General features: G+C 65.1%; 16 protein-coding genes and 1 pseudogene. 7 read left to right on the top strand and 10 right to left on the bottom strand.

The window, feature by feature from the left end:
• Positions 1 to 86: 86 nt before the first annotated feature.
• Positions 87 to 761 carry a hypothetical protein gene (locus FFS52_RS14630; RefSeq protein WP_137810113.1) on the top strand — a complete coding sequence of 225 codons (675 nt, stop codon included), beginning with the start codon at positions 87 to 89 and terminating at the stop codon, positions 759 to 761.
• Here FFS52_RS14630 and FFS52_RS14625 read toward each other — a convergent pair.
• Genes FFS52_RS14625 through FFS52_RS14615 form a run of 3 tightly spaced genes read right to left on the bottom strand, consistent with a single transcriptional unit; the run spans position 745 to position 3,244 of the window.
• Positions 745 to 1,812 carry an HNH endonuclease gene (locus FFS52_RS14625; RefSeq protein ID WP_137810112.1) on the bottom strand — a complete coding sequence of 356 codons (1,068 nt, stop codon included), beginning with the start codon at positions 1,810 to 1,812 and terminating at the stop codon, positions 745 to 747. The genes FFS52_RS14630 and FFS52_RS14625 overlap by 17 nt on opposite strands.
• 10 nt (positions 1,813 to 1,822) lie before the next feature.
• Positions 1,823 to 2,302 (bottom strand): hypothetical protein, encoded by a 480-nt coding sequence (locus tag FFS52_RS14620; RefSeq protein ID WP_065631191.1) that lies wholly within the window; start codon positions 2,300 to 2,302, stop codon positions 1,823 to 1,825.
• Positions 2,303 to 2,362: 60 nt separating this feature from the next.
• Positions 2,363 to 3,244, bottom strand: coding sequence for a hypothetical protein (locus tag FFS52_RS14615; RefSeq protein WP_137810111.1), 882 nt, complete (start codon positions 3,242 to 3,244; stop codon positions 2,363 to 2,365).
• A gap of 389 nt (positions 3,245 to 3,633) precedes the next feature.
• Here FFS52_RS14615 and FFS52_RS14610 point away from each other — a divergent pair, with 389 nt between their 5' ends.
• From FFS52_RS14610 to FFS52_RS14600, 3 genes are all read left to right on the top strand, one after another.
• The gene (locus FFS52_RS14610) at positions 3,634 to 6,300 is read left to right on the top strand and encodes a PD-(D/E)XK nuclease family protein (RefSeq protein WP_249356378.1); all 2,667 of its coding nucleotides are present in this window, start codon (positions 3,634 to 3,636) and stop codon (positions 6,298 to 6,300) included.
• Position 6,301: 1 nt separating this feature from the next.
• The gene (locus tag FFS52_RS14605; protein WP_137810109.1) at positions 6,302 to 9,532 is read left to right on the top strand and encodes a UvrD-helicase domain-containing protein; all 3,231 of its coding nucleotides are present in this window, start codon (positions 6,302 to 6,304) and stop codon (positions 9,530 to 9,532) included.
• Positions 9,533 to 9,742: 210 nt separating this feature from the next.
• On the top strand, positions 9,743 to 10,483 hold the full coding sequence (locus tag FFS52_RS14600) for a hypothetical protein (protein WP_137810108.1): 741 nt from the start codon (positions 9,743 to 9,745) through the stop codon (positions 10,481 to 10,483).
• A gap of 66 nt (positions 10,484 to 10,549) precedes the next feature.
• On the opposite strand, the gene FFS52_RS14595 is transcribed toward FFS52_RS14600, so the two are convergent.
• The 4 genes from FFS52_RS14595 to FFS52_RS14580 all read right to left on the bottom strand — a co-directional run bounded on the left by FFS52_RS14595 (position 10,550) and on the right by FFS52_RS14580 (position 15,190).
• Positions 10,550 to 11,656 (bottom strand): protein kinase, encoded by a 1,107-nt coding sequence (locus FFS52_RS14595; protein ID WP_137810107.1) that lies wholly within the window; start codon positions 11,654 to 11,656, stop codon positions 10,550 to 10,552.
• Positions 11,657 to 11,740: 84 nt separating this feature from the next.
• The gene (locus tag FFS52_RS14590) at positions 11,741 to 12,292 is read right to left on the bottom strand and encodes an LppP/LprE family lipoprotein (protein WP_137810106.1); all 552 of its coding nucleotides are present in this window, start codon (positions 12,290 to 12,292) and stop codon (positions 11,741 to 11,743) included.
• 89 nt (positions 12,293 to 12,381) lie between these two features.
• Positions 12,382 to 13,878 (bottom strand): ADP-ribosylglycohydrolase family protein, encoded by a 1,497-nt coding sequence (locus tag FFS52_RS14585; protein ID WP_065631183.1) that lies wholly within the window; start codon positions 13,876 to 13,878, stop codon positions 12,382 to 12,384.
• Positions 13,879 to 13,921: 43 nt separating this feature from the next.
• Positions 13,922 to 15,190 (bottom strand): VWA domain-containing protein, encoded by a 1,269-nt coding sequence (locus FFS52_RS14580; protein WP_137810105.1) that lies wholly within the window; start codon positions 15,188 to 15,190, stop codon positions 13,922 to 13,924.
• A gap of 127 nt (positions 15,191 to 15,317) precedes the next feature.
• Here FFS52_RS14580 and FFS52_RS14575 point away from each other — a divergent pair, with 127 nt between their 5' ends.
• From FFS52_RS14575 to FFS52_RS14565, 3 genes and pseudogenes are all read left to right on the top strand, one after another.
• Positions 15,318 to 16,037 carry an NUDIX hydrolase gene (locus FFS52_RS14575; protein ID WP_137810104.1) on the top strand — a complete coding sequence of 240 codons (720 nt, stop codon included), beginning with the start codon at positions 15,318 to 15,320 and terminating at the stop codon, positions 16,035 to 16,037.
• A 125-nt stretch (positions 16,038 to 16,162) separates the two neighbouring features.
• Complete coding sequence (locus FFS52_RS14570; protein ID WP_137810103.1) at positions 16,163 to 17,842, top strand: nuclease-related domain-containing DEAD/DEAH box helicase; 1,680 nt, start codon at positions 16,163 to 16,165, stop codon at positions 17,840 to 17,842.
• An 86-nt stretch (positions 17,843 to 17,928) separates the two neighbouring features.
• Positions 17,929 to 19,531: pseudogene (locus tag FFS52_RS14565) on the top strand (alkaline phosphatase D family protein).
• Between the two features lie 67 nt (positions 19,532 to 19,598).
• Here the strand turns inward: FFS52_RS14565 and FFS52_RS14560 are convergent.
• From FFS52_RS14560 to FFS52_RS14550, 3 genes are all read right to left on the bottom strand, one after another.
• Positions 19,599 to 21,371 (bottom strand): penicillin-binding transpeptidase domain-containing protein, encoded by a 1,773-nt coding sequence (locus FFS52_RS14560; protein WP_137810102.1) that lies wholly within the window; start codon positions 21,369 to 21,371, stop codon positions 19,599 to 19,601.
• A gap of 99 nt (positions 21,372 to 21,470) precedes the next feature.
• Entirely contained in the window at positions 21,471 to 22,397 is a 927-nt protein-coding gene (locus FFS52_RS14555; RefSeq protein WP_065631178.1) for a serine hydrolase, read from the bottom strand.
• Positions 22,394 to 23,272, bottom strand: a complete 879-nt coding sequence (locus FFS52_RS14550; RefSeq protein WP_137810101.1) for a LysR family transcriptional regulator — start codon at positions 23,270 to 23,272, stop codon at positions 22,394 to 22,396. Before FFS52_RS14550 ends, FFS52_RS14555 begins: the two co-directional genes overlap by 4 nt.
• Positions 23,273 to 23,281: the final 9 nt, after the last annotated feature.

Below are 23,281 nucleotides of genomic sequence, written 5' to 3'. Positions count from 1 at the left end.
GCAGTGGACGCGTCCAGTATATTGTTCAGCATGCTGAATAATATGGGTGAACGACGCGCCGTGCGTACGGCAGTGGAAGCTCGGGTGTGAGTGTGACACCCGTGGATCAGGTCTCGGTGCCGCTCGCACTGTTCGACTATGTGCCGGTCGTGCTGGGTGCGGTCGGAGCCTTCCTCGTCGCGCGACGCCTGGGGGCGGCGCTTGCGTACATCGGTGCCGCGATGATCTTCGCGGGTGGGTTTGCCAAGGCGACGGAGAAGCTCTTGTCGGCCACTGGTATCGCGGACATCCCGAGGCTCGCGGATGCCCTGTTCCCTGTGATGGGTTGCGGGTTCCTGCTTCTGGCCGCTAGCGCGTGGGGAGTCCGCAATATTGCTCTCGCGGCGCCCGTAGTGGGTGCGGCTGCCATCGGCGTCGCGGTACCGGATATCGCGGGCCGGTACCTGGTCGGTGTCATCGTCGGAGCCACCGCGCTGTACGCAGCTCTCGCGCGCGACGCATGGCGCGACCGAGATGTGACGACGGTGGCGTTTCTGGTGGTCTGTCTGGTGGGCACTTACACGTTGGGGCCGTTGGCAGGGCAGGAGCAGACGGTCGCGTTGCAGTGGATCGAGCAGTCGATCAACACGTTCAGTCAAGGAGCATTCGCTGTCGCGGCCTGGCGTCTGAGCGTCGGATCACGGAACAGAGTCTCGGTTGGGACGTTCGCCGAGGCGCAGCGAACACGTGTACCGAGACGCGGACCTAGGCGTTCCAGCTGATGTCGGTCCGCGCCAGTAGCGTGATGGTGTTGCGGTCCAGCCAGATTGGCGTGTTGATCGGCTGGGTGGCGTAGAGTCCGCGGCTCGCCGCGACGACGCGGTCGTACTGGCTCGGCCAGTTGATCTCGCTGGCGATGGCGTCGAGCGTGGGCCTCCCGCGACCAAGGGCGCGCCTCACGTGGGTCGGGGCGGGAAGCCGATCGGACTTGCTGGAGTTGCACACCTGGCAGGCCACCACAAGGTTGGTGAGTCCGTCGATACCTACGCGCGACCAGGGAAGGATGTGGTCGACGTGCCGGTTGCGCCGAATTGTGTTGCCGCAGTAGAAGCACACTGCCCCGAACTCGTCGACCAGTGCGTCGCCTGCTCGCTGCAGGGATACGCGGTCGGCGCCGAACAGATGGTGCGCTAAATCGGGGCCGTCGTCGAGGATGTACTTGTTCATGCGTCGAACGTCGTCGATCCAGGCGAGCTGAAAGGCCGGCTTGAGCAGCGGTGCCAAGCGGGCGAGCGCCGTGCATACGCCGGGGAACAAGGTCAGCTTGTCGCCGTGTGCGGTAACCACTTTCCGGGAGTCGGTCCCCATCCAGGAATCGTCGTACAGGAAGCGCGAGTTGGTGTCGCCTGATGTCAGGTTCTGGAGTAGTTTCAGCGGGTACCTCACCAGCGTGCGTTTGACTGTCGAGTGTGCGGCTCGATAAGCGTCAGAGTCGTGGGGCCCGCCGACTCTGAGCCCGCTCACCCGTGGCCCCACATTGGACGAACCCAGAGTCGCAACGACATTGAAGATGACTCCGCGACCGTCAGTGGACTGACGAAGTCGGTGACCGTCGAGCGGTCGCAGCTGTCGCGCGTACAGTTCGATGACGCGGTCGGTCAGGTCGTCGAGGCTGATGTCGACTTCAGCGTTTGCGTCGGCGGGAACCGACTCGACTGCGAGGTCCAACAGTGCGACGAGCACGGCCAGCTTGTACGTTGCCGTCCGCCTACCGCCCTCGAGAATCGCCACGAGTTTCTGCCCGAGCTCGAGCGGATCGGCGGGCGCGGACATGGGGTCGAGTCTATGTCGCTGCCAGCGGACGCATGTGCGCGACGACCTTCTCCCAGTTCTCGTAGTCCGGCTGCCCGAAGTGGATGTGCTCGCCCTGGAATTGCTCGACCCCACGCGCGGTCCGGTCGTCGATGATGTAATGGCCGAGATTCAGATTCTTGTGATGCGAGAGAATCAGGCGTTTGTAGGCGGGCGAGTCTTCGCCTCGACCGAAATGCAACTTCACCCAGAGCAGTTTCTCGGTCCAGGCCAGCGGATTGTCCCACGGTGCGGTGGACAGGATGTAGGTGTCGAACAGCCCGGACAATTCGTGAAACGCTTCGATGGCGCCGGGCATCGGCTCCATCAACGAGAAGATTCCCGGGACGTCATCGAGGTCGCCGTGGAACCGCTGCTGCTCGGCCTCGCTCAGTTTCGCGATGCCGGACTCGAAGTCGACGAGAGTGTTGTCCATGTCGATGTAGAGGACTTTCTTGGAAGGTGTGCTCATGGTTCCTCCTGTGGTGAGAATTGAACTGTCACATTGAGAGTGGGTCGCAGTCCCCGAGCGTCAGTCACTGTTGTGCTGGAGCCGCGGCTGCAGGTTGACGATCCTGTCACCGGCGGGCCTACCCCGTCGAACGGTCTGTAACCGTGGGGCCGGGTGAAGCCGGTCGTTGAGTCGGGGCAGCCCGTTGTCGACGAAGTCGAACCACTGGTAGAGCCCCGTGAACAGATGGTCGCGTCCGAAGCAGCGGGCGTCGACGCGTCGAACAGCCCAAAGGTCGGTTCCGTCGAGGACGAACTCGACGGTGGGGTAGTCACCCGCGAGATCGTCGAGTAGGCCCTGAGTGAATCGCGGGCGCCTGACGTCCGATTCGAGGTGCCCGAAGATGTCGATGCACGGAGCGTCAAGGGAGATGCCGATCGACGACGTGAAATGCGCTGTAGGAAGTGCGATGGTGGCGTCGGAACGGATGGGGAAGGACCCGCCGCAGAAGGTGGCGAGTTCGTCGCGGATCAGCAGGCGGAACCGATCCGGTCCGAGATTTTCGGGGTCGATCACCGGCGCCCGGTCTGGACGGGGCCGACCGACATCACAGATGAAGCTGGGATCCGGGACGTTCCAGACTTCGCGCAGCGTCTGCGCGGCGATCTCCGCCAAGGCGGCGGGTCCCTGGTGCCGTTCGCAGGTCAAGCGCCCGTCAGTTCGTTTCCGCCAACCGGACGTTCGAATGAGATCGTCCAAACCGGTTGTCTCACAGGCGATGGTGGCGTGCAATGACCCGTGTCTCCGCCGGCCGAATCGCAGAGCGAAGCGGAGGCCGGTGTTTTCCGTCGGCATGACGAAGACGATGTCGTCGAGTTCCATCGTTGCCAGCCGAGCTGTCAGCGTGCGTTCGAAGTGAGCCCACGCCGTTTCTACGGCTGCCTCGAAGGTGTCGTTGGCCATGGTTGTCTCCTTTCCGGCCACGTTCGACCTCGACGAGGACCCGAACGCGGGCGAGCTGGGGAGTGCTCTCGAATGGGAGCGGTGAGATGGTCCGCGCCGTAGCCGGCGCAGGATCACTTGACGCCCTCAGGATAGAACGCAGGTCCGACACTCTGTAGCCGGACATCGCGGAGAGGCTCTCGACCGAGAGCACCACGACCCACCGGTCAGTCCAACATCGATGATGTGTCAGACGGACCAGGCATCATGACCCCATGCCCCCGATCGACCTCCTGGCCGAAGCTGTTATGCGGATGAAAGCTGGTGCGCCACTCGCCAAGGTCACTGTCGTCGTGCCCGACCACGGCTCCGGACGGGATGTCCTCCACAGTCTGGCTCGAGCAGGGTCCGTGGCCAGCACTAGCGTTCTCACGCTTCAGCAAGTCGTCTCGAATCTCGCGGGTCCAACTCTCGCACCTCGCCTGGCACTCGCATATCCACTGCTGGAAGCCGCGATTGCGCGAGTCCTCGCCGACGTCCCGGGAGTCTTCACCGACGTCGCCGACCAATCCATCACGGCGCAAGCCCTCGCCGGCGCGGCTTGGGAACTCACCGCAATCGACGAGCCGCGGGTGGACTCACCGACGCCCCTGGTCGCCGACCTCCTCCGCGTATATCGCGCAGCGATCGAGCGTCTGATCACCAGGTACTACCTCCCGCACGAGGCGTATGCGATTGCAGTTGAACGTCTGGCCGACCTCGGCGCGGTGATCGTCTACCACCCTGTCAGCAGGACCCGCGCCGAGCAGAAGCTCCTGCGTGCACTCCAACAACACGGTGAGACCGTCGAACAGGCGGTCACCGTCTCGCCAACCCGGATCATCCACACCTCTGACGCCGACGACGAGGTCAGAGCCGTTGTCCGCCTCGTGCGCAAGCATCTGGCCGGGGGCACACCCGGCCACCGCATCGGCGTCTTCTACGGCAGCGATGACCCATACCTACCACTGCTCCACGAACACCTCACCGCCGGTCACATCGCCTTCACCGGGCCCGAATGCCACACGCTCGTCGACAGACCCACCGGCCGTGCACTACTCGGGCTGCTCAAGCTCGACCTCGACGGGATGCCGCGCCGCGAACTCTTCACCCTCCTCGCCGGGGGTGCAGTCCGGCGCCCCGAAATCGACGACGACCCGATCTCGCAACGTCGGCTCGAACGCCTCACCCGCGAGGACGAACCCATCGTCGGCGGCGCCGACTGGGAACGACTCACCCGTGTCGGTGCACATGAAGAGCATCATGCGATGGCCGTAGCGCTGTACACGTACGTCAGACAGCTGCAAGCCGACCTGCACGCCATCGTCGAAGCGCCCGACTGGACCACCGCGGCCGGACGGCTGGTTGCACTGGTCGACCGCTACTTCCGTACACCCACGCGCGAGGTCGCTGCGGCCGACTTTGCCACTACCCGGGCCGACTGCATCAGCCTTGCCGGCATGGACGGCATCGCACCGCCGCCGAACGCTGCGCGCGTTCTGGATGCGGTCAGCGTGCGCCTGACTGCGCACCGAACAATGCATGGAGACTCCGGCGCAGGCGTGACCATCGGACCGATCGCCGCGGGCGCCGGGCGCGACCTGGACGTCAGTGTCGTCATGGGCAGCGCTGAAGGGATCATCCCCGCACCCCGCCGCGACGATCCGCTGCTACCTGCAGAACTCACCGGCATCACCGCCCGCGAGCGTATGGAACGGCAACGTATCGCCTTTGCGAGTGCGGTCAGCACAGGGCGCACGGAACGGATCGTCACGTTCCCCCGCGGCAACCTGCGCGGTGGCGCGGAGAGGGTGCCGTCACGATGGCTCATCCCGGCGATGGGCGGACTGGCCGGTCGTGACGTCAATGTCGTGAACTGGCAACGCGAAACCGAGAACGTGGAGCCGATCGTCGCGGTCGAATCTTTCGACGTCGCCGCCCAGCGCGCCGACGACCGAATAGGTGCATCAGCCGCATCCGACACCGAATGGCGGCTCCGCGAGCTCGCAGCCGTCCCCGCCGATCAACGCCGCGGCGCCCTCGACGACCCGATCATCAACCTCGGCATGAACCTGCGCAGCGACCGCCTGAACGGCCGCTTCACCCGGTTCAACGGCAACCTGTCGACGGTCAAGGAGCTGATCACCACCTTCGACCGCCCGGTGTCGCCGACCGGTCTCGAACTCTGGGTGCAAAGTCCCTATCAGTACTTCCTCGAACACATTCTGCAGCTCCGTGCGCTGGGCGACCCCGACGAGGTCGCCCAGATCGACGCCCTCACCCGCGGCACTCTCATTCACACGATCCTCGAGCGCTACGTTCTCGACACCATCGACGGCGCCGAACTGGACCTCGCCCGTCTGCACCTCGTCGCCCATGAGGTACTCGACGAAGCGCAGGCCAACAGTCCCGGCTGGCTCGAGCAACTGTGGGCCAAAGACCGCGGCATCATGCTCCGCGATCTCGCCGACTGGCACAAGCACAACCGCGCCGACCAAGACGATGGCTGGCGCCCGACGCACGCTGAACAGACATTCGGCATCGACTCGGCAGCCGAGGTGTCACTGGCGCTCGGCGACAACAGAATCCGCTTCCGCGGCCAGATCGATCGCATCGACCGACACAGCGGCGGCCGCATCCGCGTCACCGACTACAAGACCGGCAAGGGTGACAAGTACAAGGACCTTTCCGACGTCGCTCCCACCAATTCGGGGCTACAGTTCCAGCTCCCCGTCTACGGACTGTTCGCCCGCACGCTAGGAGCCGACGTCGAGGCCCGGTACTGGTTCGTGACCTCCACAGGCAAGTTCGCCTCCATCGGCTATCCCGTCACCGACGACGTCATCGCGACCCTGATCGACGACATGGCCCTCGTCCACCGCTCGATTCTCGCCGGCCACTTCCCGCCCAAGGTCGAGGACACACACTGGGAGCTGCCGGTCATCGACCTCCTCGGCCGCGCCGGACTCCGCCGTGCCTGGGCTGCGTTGGAGGACGTTGACGAAATCGCTGACTATGTACGGAAGTACGGAGGCTGACATGACCGCACTCCCTCTTGCCGACCAAGCAGCCCGCGATCGGATCACCTCCGACACCGCCACCACCCTGTTCGTCGAAGCCGGCGCCGGCAGCGGCAAAACCTACTCCCTGGTCGGCCGCATCTGCCGGCTCGTCCTGCACGACGGCATCGAACTCGATCGGATCGCCGCCATCACGTTCACCGAGAAGGCCGCAGCCGAACTTCGCGAACGAATCCGAGTCGAGTTGGCTGAGCACGACACCGAACGTGCCCGCGGTGCCCTCGAACAGATCGACACCGCGGCCATCGGCACCCTGCATGCGTTCGCCGCCCGCATCATCAGTGAGCATCCACTCGAAGCCGGTGTACCCCCGCGCATCGCGGTCGTCGACGCGATGGGGTCGCAGCTGTCGTTCGAACGCCGCTGGCGACGCATGCGCACCCGCCTTTTCACCGACTCCGCGCCGCCGATTCTCGTCGACGCCATGGGCATCATCATGGCGGCCGGCGCCTCGCTCGATCAGATGCGCGCGCTCGCCGACGCACTCGACCGCAACTGGGACCGCCTCACCCTCGACGACAACCCACAAGGCATCGCTCCCGCACACATCGACCGCATGCTGTGGGAGGCAGACGCGATCGCCGACAACCTCGCCGATTGCCTCGACCTCGACGACAAGCTCGCGCAGAAGCTGACCGAGCTGCAGGAGTGGCGCATCCTTGTTGCGGCAGAACGCGATGCGACAGGATGGATACCTGTAGCGGCTCTCTGTCCAGGCCCGGGAAACGGTGGCGCAGGGAAGAACTGGCGCGGTGGGTCCGCTCAGGTCAAAGAGATCAAGACTCGAGTCAAGGCGTTGCGTGACGAGATCTGTCCCGACATCGTCGGCACCTATGTCGACGGCGCAGTTCGCGTGGTGGTGCGGCATCTGTCCGAGATCGTCCTCGACGAAGCGCGCGAGCGGCAGCGGAGCGGCCAACTCGAATTCCATGACCTACTCGTCCTCGCTCGCGACGTGCTCAGCAAGCACGCCGTCGCCGCGACCACCCACGAGCGCTACCAACGGGTGCTGCTCGACGAGTTCCAGGACACCGACCCGCTGCAACTCGAGCTGGCGCAACGTATCGTCGCCGGCACCGACGAAGCGGGCAGGCTGTTCACAGTGGGTGACCCCAAGCAGTCCATCTACCGCTTCCGCCGGGCCGACATCGCCGCCTACATGGCCGCGCGTGACCAGACCCCTGCCGCCGACGTCGTCCAACTGACGACCAACTTCCGCTCCACACGGCCGGTCATCGAATGGATCAACACGGTGTTCGGTCGGATGATCGTCGCCGACGGTCACGTCCAGGCGACCTACACGCCGCTGGACCCCGTGCCGAGCAGGCCTCGGTGGGACATCGAGTGGGGTCCGGAACCATTCGTATTCCCTGACAACGACGAGCCCGTCGACGATGAGGCTTCGCTGTCGCCGGCGGAGGCGATTCGAGCACGGGAGTCTCGCGATGTCGCCCGGATCATCGCAACGGCTGTCGACAAGGGCTGGTGTCGAGAGTCGCGAGCCGACGACGAGACCTACGAGCATGCGGCATTGACATGGAAAGACATCTGCATCCTCATCCCGTCGCGCACGGTTCTGCCCTTCCTGGAGAAGAGTCTGGATGCGGCAGGGATCGAATTCCGTTCGGAAGCATCGAGTCTCGTCTATTCGACGCAGGAGGTCCATGACCTGCTGGTGACCTGTCGGGCGTTGGCGAACACCGCAGACGAAGCGGCTCTCGTCGCGGCGTTGCGCACACCGCTGTTCGGTTGTGGCGACGACGACCTGCTGCGGTGGAGCACAGCGAACGGCCGATGGAGTATCCACGCCGACGCTCCGACCGAGGTGCTCGGATCCTCACCCGTTGCCGCCGCATATCGGTACCTGCGCGAGCTGTCGTTCGAGCTCGGTGACCTGAATCCCGGTGCCCTGCTGAGTCGGTTGGCGACCGACCGACGCGTCTTCGAGGTCTCGATGGATTCGCCCCGACACCGCGACGTGTGGCGACGACTGCGGTTCGTCATCGATCAGGCTCGCGCGTGGTACGCCGAGGATCGGGGATCGTTGCGCGACTACATCGACTGGGCCGACACCCAGGCCGACGAAAACGCGCGTGTGGCCGAGACCGTCCTTCCCGAGATCGGCGTGGACGCCGTGCGGATCATGACCATCCACGCCGCCAAGGGTCTGCAATTTCCGATGGTCGTGGTCGCCGGGATGAGCGGCGGATTCCGCACGCTGCCGGAGTCCTTGCTCTGGGATGCGAGCGGCACACTGCAGGCATGCGTGTCGAAGTCGGTGACGTCGAAGGGGTACAAGCCGGCAGCCGACGCGGAGAAGGTCCACGCCGAGGCTGAGAAGAAGCGACTCCTCTACGTTGCCTGCACTCGCGCAGAGAGTCACCTCGCCGTTTCCGGATACACGGGCAAAGGTGCCTCGTGGGGTGCGACGCTGGCTCCCGCGCTGGACGGTCTGCCGAACAGGGTGCCAGAGCTGATCGAACCGGTACGACGCGACGACGATCCGATCGAGCAGTTCGAGCGGCAGCCCTGGGATGAGTGGACAGCCGAGACGGCCGCAATCGAGGTGTCGTCGGCGTTGCGTGCGTCGTACTCGGCGACGCGGATAGTGCATGGTGATGATGCCGCCGAGGTTGCGCTGCTGGAACGCTACCGTGAAGCCGGTCTCTTGACTGTCACTGCAGGAGAGCGTGTTTCACCCGGCATTGGAGGCGTCGACAGCGGGGCTTCGCTGGGCACCGCCCTGCACGGGGTCTTGGAGCAGACCGAGTTAGGCGCGGTCCTCGACGAGACCTTCGAGGCGGTCGCCCGCCAGGCTGCTGCTGCCGTCGGCATCGTCGACGTCGACCACTTCGTCGCACTGGCCCGATCTGCACTCGAGTCCGAACCCGTCCATCGCGCGGCTGTCGGCGAGCACTGGAAGGAGATGCAGCTCGCGGGGCTGGGTCCCGATGGCACAACGGTGGTCGAGGGCATCGCGGATCTGGTCTACCGCGACCCCGACGGCGGACTCGTCATCGCGGACTACAAGACCGACGTCGGTGTCGCTGCGCACACGCTCGAGGCCTATTGGGCGCAGCTGGCGATCTACGCCGATCTGCTGCGAAAGGCGACGGGGGAGAGGGTCGTTCGACTGGAGTTGGTGTTCTGTCGGGTGGGAGCGGCAGCTGTAATAGCAAGGAGTGTCTGATGCGCGCCGGTATGGAATCGCGGGGATCAGCCCACGGCCGCAGTGGACGGACCGGTGGACGCTCTGAGTCCGATAAGTCTCTCGCGCCGGGGCGTGCCCCAAAGCTGGGACGTGCACGCAATGTCCAGATTACTGTCGGCGCGACGGTGGACAAACTGAGTCGGCATGGATCAATGATGGTGGGCACTACGGTAGGAAAATCGAGGTGGCATGATGCAGCTAATTTCTTTTTATGAGAAGGATCCTGTCAAGACCGACGACGCGTCGGTCTTACAGTTTCCGTTCACAGAGGCCAGCGACTATACCTTCGGCAACGAACCGACAATAGCGAAGGTCATTTATGTTAGACATCCACGAATCGAGGCGCGGCTAGTTCCCTATGGGCAGTACGACACGTTGGTCATGACGGACAAGTTCAACGAGGCTCTGCGAATCGTCCAGACTCTAGGGGCACACACTGTCGTCACAAAGAGTTTTCGCGGTGGCGTGTCGCGACTGTCAATTCGGGGACGAATTCCTCAGGCGGGAGGAGGATCTGCAGACCTCTCGAGGACCACTCGAGAAGAAGTGGCGTTCGAACAGTTTGGTACAGGGGGACCGCCTGTTGACCCGGGCCAGAGCGTCTATCCTGATGAGGCAGGCTTTGAGGCTGCTCGTCGTGCTGTGTTGCTGAATGGTGCTCGACGGGTAGCGATCAACATCGAGAGCCAGTCGGCGTTTCGAATGGACTCAGATATCGCCAACCGGTTGACGAAGATCGGGTTCTCGTTAGGCGCGAGTGCTGAACGAACTCAGGTCCGATTACTTCGGTTGGAGGCTGACTTCCCTGAGGAAGGGAAGCTGCACTCCCCTGATGCTGGTAAATTGGGGAGCCTGGTCGATCCAAAAGAGCCGCTCGATCCGGATGGAACATCAGAAGATGGTTCTCGACGCTGGCGCCGAGCTCGCTGATTGAGCACTAACTCGAACTCGTAGGGCGACATGGATCTGCCATTTTTTGAGAATGAACAGCACGGGTCAGCGGTTGAGCAATGTGCTTAACCGCTCCTCGTTGATGACATGGATTCGTTCGCCGCGACGTTTGCGTTCGCGGACTTCGAACAGCTTGCTTCCCTCGCCGACCCCTACCGTATTCGCCATATTGCCGGCCCGGACGAGGACTGTCGTCTTGTCTGTGACCGTGGATTGGACGGTTCCGCCGGCGCGACTGATCATCTGCGCCAACTTGCGTTGCGACCCCATTGCGAACCGGCCTGTGAGCGTTACATGATGTCCCCGTATCGATTTCGGCCCGGACTTGTCTCTCATGTCGACATCTCGTAGCTGCCGAAGCGCCTGAGATGCTTGCAACCCGCTCACGTATCGAAGGCCGTGATGTGCGGTGGCGTGCCACATCCAACATTTCAGATCGTCGGGGATGTCCAAGTCGCGGATGCCGCCCACGTGACTGCTGTCGAAATCGTTGCCCGTCAGCAAGGTACCGGCTAGCAACCCGACCTGGTAGATGTCCACCCACGTTGCCCAGTTCTGTCGTTCGTCCATGTTGTTAGGGGAGTAGGCAGGGGTGTAGGCGTCGATGGCGGAGCGTCTGGGGGTCAGCGAATGTTTGGAAATACCGAAGTCGCCCAGAACGAGATGCCCATCTCGGATGAAGACGTTCGCGGGCTTGATGTCACGGTGGGTCACGCCACTTGCGTGCATGAGTGCGAGCACTTTCAGCAGGCGGCTGATCTCGCGACGGACTCGACCTGGAGTCCAACCGTGCCAGTCCCGGTCGTCTGCCAGATCGGCGACGGTCCCTTCGGGCATGTACTCCGTCACAAGGACATAGCGAGTGCGCCGGCCCGCCCCGGTGCCGAACGCAAACGAATCGAGAAGCTCGACCACCTCCGAGTATCCGGACAGCAGGTTGCCGAAGTGTGCCTCGCAATGCCAGTCGTCAGCGGACGCACAAATTTTGACGCAGACGGTGGTGGCTTTGCGTTGTCCGCGGCCCGACATTGCCGTCGCGCGGTACACAGAGCCGTAACCTCCACCGGCGATGTACGCCTGAATACAGTACTTCCGGCCATCGTCGTTGGTGATCGTCTGACCTGGGCGGAGCCGGGGTGAAGTCGACGCCATCGTTCAACGATAGGCGTCGCCGGCAGACGTGAGACCGAGAATCGAGAACCTTCGCATTGGTACCCAAGCCATGAAAGTCGCTTGTCACACCCCCGGCGGCAACTCCCCGAACCTGAACACGCGGTCGAAGACCTGTACGAAAGTCGATGAGACCGGGCCACCCGTCGGATTGGCATTGGCGTCCGCGGCACGTGGCCAGCGGTAGGTCACGGTGACGCTCACCGGAGTGAATCCGCTGACCCGGGTGTGTCCGGTCGGGCGGTTGGTGACACCAAGGTACTTTCCGGGCCGGAAGAGCAGCACCACGGCCGGCGACGAGACGGTGCCGCCCGCGACGTCGAACGTCGCCCACATCAGGGACGGGCAGTTAGGCGCGCGATCCAGCGATCGCGCCATCGGTGCGCGACGCGCTACCCATCGCAGTCCGGGCTGCCCGAAAGGGGGACCGACCGCGCGGAGGCCGAGCTTGACCTCCGACGAATTCAGATCGAGGCATAATCCTTGCCCCGCTGTTCCGGCCACCGGTTGGCTCCGTTGCGGAGCAGCTGATGCTGCGGGCGCGGCCAGGGTGATGGTCAGTAGCGCAACCGCGACCACGATCAGTTGATGGACGGCACGTAGGCGTGAGCCGGACATGGTTGTCTCCCCTGGGAGCGTCGGACGGTGGATGCAGTTGCGAAGCTACGCCGGTGAGGCGCCGCGGTTGCTGGATTCGGCCGAGGCGGTCAAATAACTGCGATCGAAGACGAGCCGGCGTCCCACACGAGTCCGCGACCCCGTGCCGCCGGTAGTAGTTCGAGCACCTTCTGCTGTACCTCAGCGACCGGATGGCCGAGCAGGACACCGTAAGCGACAGCCACGCTGGGTGTTCGCTGGTGTCCGGCCACGCAGTGCAACAGCACGGTTCTGCCCTGGGCGCGCAGACCACGAACCGCGTCTGCGGTGTCGGCGATCACGAACTCCAGGTTCGGGTTGTCGGCTGGATCGTCGGAGTCGATCAACCGTGATTCGACGATGTCGGCAGCGCCCGCGAAGCAAGTCTGACGTCGACCGACCCGGCACATCGACACCACTGCGTCAGCCCCATGGTCGACTGTGGCGTGCGTCCCCAACAACACGCCGTCGTCGTACGGATGCGCCACCACCTCGGTGGCGACATGCTCCCGATAGCGGACGTCTTCGACGGTCGGCCATCCCTTCGGATCTGCGCGCCCGTCGCGCGCGGCCAAGGTGCCGAGGCTCACCAGGTCCCGCGCATCGCTCGGCCGGTCCTCCGGTGAGCAACCCTGCCGAGGCCAACCGTGTACCGCGCGCCTCCAGGACCAGGGCACCGCGCTTGCGCCCCAACGGGCACCGAGTAGACCGCCCGCGATTGCTGCGACGGTGTCCGTGTCGTTCCCGATGCGGATGGCGGTATCGAGCGCGTGCTGCAGGTGGCGGCACGGAACGTCGTCCGGGATCGGCGTCTGCATGATCGCGGCGACGGCGGCCTGGAGCGCGGTCACTGTGAAACCGTTGGGAGTGAACGTTTTCGGATCTGCGGTCGTCGCCTCGTCGAGCCATTGCGACCACCGCGACCTGCGGTCGGAGGGCAACAGGTCGAGGCCGGTGGACACATCGACCCGCCCGGTGAGCACGGCTGTGCGGATGGCTTCGGACCACAGCACACACGAGTCGCCGGCCAGCGGGTCGGCGTGGGTCAGCTCCGCTACGGCGCGGGTGGCGATCGCCAGTCGGTCCCGGTCGTGGAGGTGCGCCAGCGCGACCGGTGCGGTTCGCATGAGCGCTCCGTTGCCTGCCGACCGCGGATGTGTCTGCGCAAATCGCGCTGCCTCTTCCCGCATGAGGGACCCGACGCGCTCATGGTTGGAAGCTGACCCGCGTCGAACGGCGCTCAGCACCGCGCGGGTCTGTACTCCGACATCTGGTGGGTTGCCGTCGAACCAACTCAGAAAGTTCGTCGCGATGGCGTCGATCGCGTCCTCAGAGGTGAGATCGGCGCCCTTGGCAGCAACGAGTGCGATCGCCATGGCCATCGACGTGTCGTCGCTCCACTCGCCGGGTGCGAAGTCGCCCAGTCCGCCGCCGAGCATCATCGGTCTCTCGTCAGAACCCAGACTTCTGCTTTCGAACTCGTACGGAACGCCGAGCGCGTCCCCGGCGGCTGTACCGAGGAGAACCCCTGCGGCTCGGTCGAGTTGGGCGATGGTGAGTCGACTCACGTGAGGTCCTTTCAGTCGGATGGGTGGGAACAAGCGGACATCCTCAATGGCGTCGGCCACGCTTGCGGTTCGTCCGGTGGTACGAGGCGCGCATCGCCTTGGATGCATACACGCTGTCCAGGGCGCCTGCGCTGATTCCGAAGCGGTCAAGCATCGCGATCTCGTCGGCGATGGCCGCACGGTCCTCGGGACGAGCCTCCTGCATGGCGTACTCGAGCTTCTGACGCGATCGTGCGAGGCGCCGCGTACCGCCGTCGATGTCGCCGGCCTCGTACGCTCGGGAGGCCTCCAGCTTGTCCTGCTGACCTTCTTGGTAGAGACGCTCGGAGTACACCTTCGGGTCAGGGACACGGCCTGCAGCCTCGTCGCCAGGGACGACGTTCGCGACGACGGGCAGCGACACCGTATGTTCCACGAGGGACGCGGTCTCGACGTAGCGCAGCTGCAACGTTGCCAGTTCGGTCAGGCCAAGGGCGGCAATAGAACCGACCTTCATGCGCAGCAGCAGTTTTCGTTCCTCGAGTGCGTAGAGATCACCCAGCTCGATCATCACCTCACCATCGCCGATCTGGTGTGCGGGAAGATCATTGAACAACGCGAGCTCTTGGACGCGCTGGTCGTATCGAACGGTCAAGGTGGCCGCTTGCGCCGACTTCGAGAGCAGGCCGTCGACCTCACCCGCGATGGCAGCACCGGCGGCATCCGGACTATCGGCGAACACATGATTTCCGTTGCCGGCGCGCGAGATCGCCGACAGCAACGTTTCGTCGTACCCGCGGCCGTAGCCCATGGTGGAGGTGACGATCCCTTTGGATCCTGCTTTCGCCGTGATGCCCGCGAACTCGTCGACGTCGCGGATCCCGCTGTTGATGTGACCGTCGCTGATCACCAGGACGGTCCCGCCGCGGATGCCGGCAGACTCGCCGGCGCGCCGTATCTCCTGCAGGCCGCGTAGATAACCCGACGACAAGTCGGTGCAACCGCCGGTTTCGATGGCCCTGATCGCGTCGGCGGCGCGCTGCTTGTCCGTCAACGTCGACGCAGGCAGCGCCACTTGGGCCGTGTCGTCGAACGTGACGACGCCGAACACATCGTGCGGGTCGAGTTGGGCGACCACCCCGGCCAGCGCCTTCTTGGCACCGTCGAGCGGCGCACCGGACATGGAGCCGCTGCGGTCGAGAACAACCTGCAGCGCCGTCGGGGGCCGGTGCGCAGCCGGCGCCTCCGGTGCCACCAGCTCCACCAGAACCGTCAGCTCATCAGCGGATTCGAGAGCGACGACGTCGACGTCGAGAGCGGCAGAGAGCTTCATGATGTTCCTTCGGTGGTGGGACGGGCGCGAACCCGGGAGGCGAGTAGCAGCGGTTGGGCGAACCGCCCGACGCTTTACGCAGTATTGCGATTAGTAGTTTGCGCGAATTCTCGCATAGTGTCAAGTAGTGGCTACGAGATCGTCCGAACAGTTGACCGACTATCCGCGACCGAACGTCGCCGTCGACATCGCCGTGCTGACCGTCGCTGCAGGTGCTGTGCACGTCGTTGTACAGCGGCATCCCGATTCGGGGCGCGTGGCTTTGCCGGGTCGGTTCGTGAGGGAGCGGCGTTCGGTCACTGACACCGTGCGTGAGGTACTCGAGCTGAAGCTGGGGCTCTCGCCCGATCACGTTCATCCGCATCTTCTCGCGGTGTTCAGTGATCCTGATCGGGATCCTCGGGGCTGGACGATCTCGATCGCGCATGTCGTCGCGTTGGGCGCCGACGAACTGGTTGGAGTGGCCGGGGAGCTTGTCGAGGTGACGCCGGACGGGGCTCTGGCTTCAGGGGAGCGGCTGCTGTACGACCACGACGCCATACTGGCAGCAGCCACCGACAATCTGCGCGAGCGCTACGAGGACAAGCCCGACCCGGACAATCTGCTGCGGGAGCCGTACACCCTGTCAGAACTGCGAGAGCTTCACGAGGCGATCCTGGGGCGACGCTTGATGCGGGATTCGTTCAACCGGCGGGTCCAGCCTCTGCTGGCGCCGCAGACCGACGGCGACGGAAACCCGGTCACACGTGTCGCCGGCGGCCGTCCGGCGCGGCTGTTCGCGAAGGAGGCGCCGCCGACGGCAACCTTCGGATGGCGGTTGCCGAGTGCGGATCCGCCGGCTTTCTGATGCGAAAGAGTCTTCAAATCGCTGGTCCCTACCTGCGAGTCCTGCGCCCTGGTCCTCAGTGGGGGCAGGATGAGTAACAGTCGAGGTGTCGACGTAGATGAACCGCCTGGTGGAAGGGGAACGCGGTGGTGACAGTACTTCCTGCGACTCCGCGATTCGCGGCGTCGAGTGAAGAGACTGTGTTCAAGGCGATCGTCGGACAGTTGCTTGAGGACGACCTGCTGATCGTCGGACAGCGCGTCACCGACCACGCGAAGGATCACGAGATCGATTTCCTCGTTGCCGTCGCCGGCGCCGGAATCGTCTGCGTCGAAGTGAAAGGCGGTGAAGTGTGGCACGACGGAACATCGTGGTGGCAGGAGCGGGCAGGGCAGTCTGCCAAACGTATCGACCCCGTCGGGCAGGCCCGCGGCGGCTGCTACGCACTGCGAGAGTTCGTCGAATCGGATCCGAGATGGACTCAGGGGCGGGTGAGATGGGATCACATGGTCGTGTTCCCGCACTCGGAAGTCGGGCCCGCGTTCGCGCTGGCGGACTGTCCGCGGTGGAAGATCGTCGACCGCAATCAGATTGAGCAGATATCGCCGCTGATTCGAGAGGTTCTGCTGCAGAAAGTCGGGAGCCTTCCGGTCCTCGACGGTCCCGGGATCGAGCAGCTCGCCACGGTGCTGAGCGGGCGTGGCCTGCCGCAGCGCGACGTTGTGGCCCGCGCGCTGGAGAACGAAGAGGTGGCCGACGCTCTGACCTCTCAGCAGGCTGTCATCCTACGGGCCGCCCATCAACTCCGTCGCGTCGAGATCCGGGGTGGCGCCGGAAGCGGCAAGACGTTCCTCGCCATCGAACAAGCTCGGCGTCTGGCGCGTGACGGACAACGTGTTGCGCTGGTTTGCTATTCACACGGACTCGCTTCGTATCTCGAGCGGCTCACCGCAACCTGGAGTCGCAAGGAACGACCCGCCTATGTGGGCGAGTTCCATGAACTGGGAATCACGTGGGGAGCCGCAAGCGGACCCGACGAGCAGGAGCGCACCAAGGCCGCGTCGGACTTCTGGGAGTACACGCTGCCGCAGCAGATGTACGAACTGGCCCAGGCGCTTTCGCCGGGCAGGCGATTCGACGCGATCGTGGTCGACGAAGCGCAGGACTTCGCCGACGAATGGTGGAAGCCGATGCTCGCCTGCCTGCGCGACGAGGACACCAGCGGGATCTTCGTGTTCAGCGACGAGGCCCAGCGTGTGTTCGCTCGGCAGGGGTCGCCGCCCGTCGACCTGGTGCCACTCGTCCTCGACCACAATCTGCGCAACACCAAACAGATCGCAGAGGCGTTCAAACCGCTCGTCGGACAACGGATGAGGCTCAACGGTGGCGACGGGCCGTCGGTCCGGTTCATCGCCTGCACGGCTGAGGAAGCACTCGGTGTGGCCGACGATCAGATCGACCCGCTGCTCGAGGACGGATGGCGCCCGGAAGACATCGCGCTGCTGACGACCGGCAGCCGACACGAGGAACAGAAGGCGCGCCAGTCGCAGGGAAACCGGGAGTACTGGTCGTCGTTCTGGGATGCCGAACAGGTCTTCTACGGTCACGTGCTGGGTTTCAAAGGTCTGGAACGGCGCGTCATCGTGCTTGCGCTCAACGAGGAGAAGTCGTGGGAGCGGTCACGCGAGCGGCTCTACGTCGGGCTGTCTCGGGCGCGTGATCAGTTGATCGTTTGCGGAGACCCGCAATTCGTTTTGGAGGTCGGCGGTCCCGAGGTGGCCCGGCGTCTCGTTCCATCAGGGGACGGAACGCGTAGATCTCGCTGATGTGTTGCCGCGCGCGAGCCGGACGGACGCCGAGACTTCACCTGCGCTTCACCAGCCATTGGAAGTGCTACGCCACGCTGGCGCCCATGGCCCGACCTCATCGAGCAGACCGTCCCACGTCCAGGCGCACGATTCTGCGGACTGCCGCTACGGGGGCGCTCCTCGTCCCGGTCGGGTCCGCGCTGGCAGCCTGCGGGTCGTCGAATCCTGGTTCGGCGACGCCCGAGTCTGGTCAGAAACCGGCCGGTCCTCACCCACGGGGTGGCCACCGGCGAGGTGACCAGCGGAGGGGCGCTGGTGTGGGCGCGGTCGGACCGGCCGGCGACCATGATCGTCGAGACCGCATCGAGCGAGTCCTTCGGCGCTGCACGGAAATTCCGCGGACCGCAGGTGACGCCCGCCGGCGACGGGACCGGCCGACTGCGGGTGGCCGGCCTGGAGCCCGGCCAGACCGTGCACTATCGCGTCACCTTCGAAGGTGAGGACGGCGCGCTCTCCGAACCGGCGACCGGAATCTTCACGACAGCTCCGGTACGAGACGGCGACATCAGGTTCCAGTGGTCCGGCGACGTGGTCGGGCAGGGGTGGGGCATCAACCCCGATATGGGCGGGATGACCATCTTCGCCACCATGGCCGACCGTGATCCGCAGTTCTTCATCCACTCCGGTGACGCCATCTACGCCGACAACCCGGTCGAGGCGACTCAGGAACAGAACGACGGCAAGACCTATCGGAACATCACCAGTCCGGCGAAGGCGCAGGTGGCGCAGACCGTCGATCAGTTTCGTGGAAACTACGCGTACAACCTGACCGACGACCACTTCCGACGCTTCGTCGGATCAGTCCCGCAACTGGTGCAGTGGGACGACCACGAGGTCGTCAACAACTGGTTCCCCGGGGAGAGTCTCGAGGGGCAGGGCCGCGAGGGATACACCGAGATGAGCGTCGACGTGTTGGCGCGCAACGGACGTCAGGCCTGGCAGGAATGGCAACCCGTCGAGATCGGTGCCTCGGATCGTCTGTACCGCAGGGTGTCATACGGTCCACTGCTCGACGTCTTCATCCTCGACATGCGCAGCCACAAGGACCCGAACCCCGATGCGTGGTCGGGGGACAACGTCGACGGCTTGCTCGGTCCGGAACAGACCCAGTGGCTCATCGACGGACTGCGGGGTTCGACGGCGACCTGGAAGATCGTCGCCAATGACCTGCCGCTGAGCATCGTCGTGGCGGACAAGAACACGACACCGCCGGACGGTCCGAAGGCAATGGAAGCGGTGGCCCAGGGTGATGCCGGCGATCCGCTTGGTCGTGAGATCGCGTTCTCCCGCATCCTGTCTCAGACGAAGAACGTCCGGAACGTGGTGTTCCTGACCGCCGATGTCCACTACACCGCCGCGATCTCCTACGAGCCTGACCGCGCCGGCTTCAAGGATTTTGCGCCGTTCTGGGAGTTCGTCGCCGGACCGTTGCACGCCGGTGCGTTCCCGGAGAGCCCGTTGGACAGCACATTCGGTGCCGAGTACCAATTCGTCCATGCACCTACCGGGTCGAATGTGTCACCGGCGGAGGGGTTTCAACACTTCGGCGAGGTGACGATCGACGGCAGGACCAAAGTGTTGAGCGTGGATCTGGTCGACGCGTCGGGCAAGACCCTGTACCGAAAGGACCTCGAGCCGGCGTCGTGACGACCCGTTGACAGAGTGCGGGATTCGTCCCGGAATCCGGTACCTTTCCCGCACTTTGCGGAAGCGCTCACTCGCTCAGCGGCCGCAGGAACTCTCCGGTCACCTCGACAGCGGGTGCGGACGACCCGCCTCCGACGACGAGCGTCGCGAACGCGAGGTCCCCGACGATGCCGGCGAACCAGCCGTGCGGGTTCTTGTTGTCGCCGTACTCCGCCGTGCCGGTCTTTCCGCCGAGACCGGGGATGTCGCGGAGTGCGGTGGCCGTGCCGCGAGTGACCGTGTCGCGCATCATGCTTCGGAGTGCACGAGTGACGTCGCCCGGGATCTGTTGCGGTTCCACGTCTCCCGTCGTGTCCCTTCCGCGAACCAGGCCGGGGGTCACGGTCTCACCGCGCGCGAGGCTCGCCTCGGCCAGGGCGAGACCGAAGGGGCTGACGGTCACCGTACCCTGACCGATGCCGTTCTCGACCCGCAACGCTGGTGAATCGGCGCGGGGCACCGACCCGGTGACGGTCGTCAGGCCCGGAACGGTGTAGTCCGCGCCGATGCCGAACCGTCGTGCCATGGCGGTGAGCGCGTCGTCGGGCAGCCTGTTCGCGAGGGCGCCCATCGTCGTGTTGCACGAGCGCGCGAAAGCTGTTGAAAGTGCCACGGTCCCGAGGTCGAAGTCGTCCTCGTTCGGGATCGTCCGACCTTCGATCGTGGTGCGGCCAGGACAGCGGACCTGTGACGTCGGTTGCACGGCTCCGGCGTCCAGTGCGGCTGCGGTCGTGATGGTCTTGAACGTCGAACCCGGAGGGTAGAGCCCGGACAGCGAGACCGATCCCGACCTGTCGGCGGCATCGTTCTGCGCGACGGCGACGATGCCTCCGGTCGACGGTTCGATGGCCACGACCATGGCAGGGCGTCGTTCGCCGTCGACGGCGAGTTGTGCTCGGGTCTGGACATCGCGATCGAGGGTCGTGTGTACCGGTGGCGTGACACCGGGTTGCGCTGAGTCGACGAGATGAGTGGGTGTGCCGTCGGCGCCGACGATCTGGACGGACCACCCCGCCGTGGCGTCGATGTGCTCGCGCCAGATCTCCTCGAGTCCCGACATCGCCGGCGAATGCAGTGCTCTGGTGGCGCTGAGCAGCGCGCCTTGCTCGCTGAGCGCGACACCCGGAATCGACTCCACCGAGCGCCGGACGCGCCGGAGATCGGACTCGCGGAGCCGGATCACCGTGTGCTGCGGCGCATTGTTGCCTGCGAAGGCCGCGCGGATACCGGCGGCGGTCATACCGGGTTCGACGGGTCGGAGGGCGCGGGCGAGCATCTCCGCCGAATCGAGTTGCGTGCGTTGCAACGCGACCAGGGTGACGGCCTGCCAGGTCATGAGCGGCCGATCGTTGGTGTCGAGGACCGGCGTCGGGTAGGCGCGATCGTCGCTGTACGAGAACGATTCCCCGGCACGGAGTTGCCGGTGCAGGACGGAGGGCTGCCACCTTATCTTCCAGTGGGAATCCGACTCGGCGAGAACGACAGAGGTCTGATACTCGACGCTCCGATCGCGGATCTGCCAGCGATGGTCGAGTGTGCCGCTGACCTCCTTGTCGTCGACCAGGTCGGCCGCGACCGAGAGCTTGGGCGTGCGGCCCATGCCATCGAACATGGCGGTGATCGCCGCGCCTGCCGCGGTCGGATCGTCGGTGAGCGCCGCGGCTCTGGTGGCATCGCCCTCCTGCAGCGCGGCCGCGAACGACCGTAGCGCGTCCTCAGGTGATTCTGAGGACAGGAAGCAACCCGACATCGTGCCCACGATCGCCATACATGCACTCACCAGTGCCCACCATCGACGCATGACCCGAGCCAACCCATCGGGACGCCGTGATGCCAAGTTTCGGCACGCGATCGGCCGATAGCGGTTCGCTATCGTCGCTGTTCCTGGTCCGGTTTCCGGTCAGTCGTCCGGTCTTCGGAGTTCGGTGACGATCACGCGGGCCACCTCTCCGATGGCGCGGTCGACCTCGGGTAGTGCCATCTCAGATCTCGCGCTCATCGTGAACACCGCGACCGCGATCGGCACTTCGCCGGGGAACTCGATGACGCCGATCTCGTTGCGAACGGCGACGAGCGTGCCCGTCTTACCCGCGACGCTCACCCGGCGGAACGGAAAGCCCGAAGCGAGGCGCGAGGTGAAGACCTGTTTCCTCATCGTCTGGCGAATGAACTCGCACGACGTCGCGGACGCTGCGCGATCGGTCCAGATCGCGTCCAGCAGCGTCGTGCAGTCGCGTGGTGTCGCGGCACTGGAGTAGGCGGCGTCGTAGGCGCTGACCGAGGCGTCGAAGTCGGGATCGGCCAGGGCGGCGAACGCTTCGGCGACGGTGCTCGTGCCGGTCTCCCGCTGCAGACGTGCGTGCGATTCGGCGACACCACCGACGATGCGGGTGTGCGTGAGGCCGAGGTCGACCAGGTCGTCGTGGATCTGCGGCAGTCCGATGTGGGCGAGTATGACGTCGGCGGCGACGTTGTCCGAGACGGTCATCATCGAGGTGGCGAGGTCGCGCCAGGAAATGGTGACCGGGTCCGAGAACAGTGCGAGCCCGGTCGGGCCCTGAGCCCACCGAGTGGGATCGACCGAGATCGACGCCGTGAGATCGATGTCGCCGCGATCTGCCATGCGGCACAGGGAGACCAACACCGCGAGTTTGTAGACCGACGCGAGGACGACCGGGGTGTCGGCGTCGTGGCAGTACTCGACCGGCGTCGGCCCGATCGTCCGTACATGCACGCATCCCGAACAGCCGGCGTCGGCGAAGGTCTCGTGGACAGCGCGGTCGAGCTCGGTGCGGACCGACTCGGGCAGGGGCGCCGACGAGCTCACGTCGCCTTGCCGATCCGGTAGAGGGCGGCGGTGACGACCTCCGCCACCTCGCTGAGGCCGGGTTCGCGGTAGACGACGCGAAGGCGCAGCGCGGTGGCGTCCGGTCCGACGGTGAGACAGCGGACGGCATCGACCGCGGCGAGGACACCGCGATCGACGGTCAGCGCGAAGGCGTGCCCGGCAGCTACTGCGGCCAGTACCTGGTCGGCGGACGTCACCGGATTCAGCTGGGGGTCGAGGCCGGACTCTCGGAGCCGGTCGATCAGCTGGTCGTGCGCAGGCGGGTTGAACGACCGTGGTGTGTGGCAGAAGTGCAACCCCGCGAGTTGACGCAGGCGCGGCCGGTCGGCATCTGCTGTCGGATGCGAAGCGGGCACCACGACGGAACGCTTGAGGACGACAATCGGGCCGGTGGTCAAAGAGCCGGTGACACACGGCGCTTCGACGACCGCAAGGTCGAGTGACCCGGCCGACACCTGTTCGACGAGATTTACCGTCGAGGAGCTGACCGTGTCCTGTCCGGACGCGACTCCGGCGATGCGGCGTGCCAGCGTGGCCGTGACCGTCGGGCCGACCAGTGATGGGGTACCCCAACGCAATACCCCTGTGCGCTCGTGGAGCCGACGGGCCTCGCCGACGAATCTCGAAGCGTCGTCGACGAGTAGACGTGCGCGCGGAAGCAGTTCGCGTCCGGCATCGGTGAGTTCGGCGCCGCGAGTGGTACGTCGGATGAGTTGGAGTCCCAGCTGCTTCTCCAGGCGACGCAGACCCTGCGACACCGGCGGCTGCGTCATCTCCAGGCGGGCCGCGGCCTCGCCGAAGTGGCCCTCCTCGGCCACGGCGACGAAGAACCGCAAGTGCCTGATCAGATCCACGGGTTCCAG

The organism is Gordonia sp. ALPHA1B1 (genome assembly GCF_005502615.1).
Lineage (GTDB): Bacteria > Actinomycetota > Actinomycetes > Mycobacteriales > Mycobacteriaceae > Gordonia > Gordonia hongkongensis.
The sequence above is the reverse complement of the archived record's forward strand: the minus strand, read 5'-3'. Positions and strand labels throughout refer to the sequence as shown.

What these genes read in the sequence shown, in the direction of transcription:
- FFS52_RS14625 (WP_137810112.1), bottom strand. Translation starts at nt 1,812, where the DNA reads ATGTCCGCGCCCGCCGATCCGCTCGAGCTCGGGCAGAAACTCGTGGCG.
- FFS52_RS14620 (WP_065631191.1), bottom strand. Translation starts at nt 2,302, where the DNA reads ATGAGCACACCTTCCAAGAAAGTCCTCTACATCGACATGGACAACACT.
- FFS52_RS14615 (WP_137810111.1), bottom strand. Translation starts at nt 3,244, where the DNA reads ATGGCCAACGACACCTTCGAGGCAGCCGTAGAAACGGCGTGGGCTCAC.
- FFS52_RS14605 (WP_137810109.1), top strand. Translation starts at nt 6,302, where the DNA reads ATGACCGCACTCCCTCTTGCCGACCAAGCAGCCCGCGATCGGATCACC.
- FFS52_RS14600 (WP_137810108.1), top strand. Translation starts at nt 9,743, where the DNA reads ATGATGCAGCTAATTTCTTTTTATGAGAAGGATCCTGTCAAGACCGAC.
- FFS52_RS14595 (WP_137810107.1), bottom strand. Translation starts at nt 11,656, where the DNA reads ATGGCGTCGACTTCACCCCGGCTCCGCCCAGGTCAGACGATCACCAAC.
- FFS52_RS14590 (WP_137810106.1), bottom strand. Translation starts at nt 12,292, where the DNA reads ATGTCCGGCTCACGCCTACGTGCCGTCCATCAACTGATCGTGGTCGCG.
- FFS52_RS14580 (WP_137810105.1), bottom strand. Translation starts at nt 15,190, where the DNA reads ATGAAGCTCTCTGCCGCTCTCGACGTCGACGTCGTCGCTCTCGAATCC.
- FFS52_RS14560 (WP_137810102.1), bottom strand. Translation starts at nt 21,371, where the DNA reads ATGCGTCGATGGTGGGCACTGGTGAGTGCATGTATGGCGATCGTGGGC.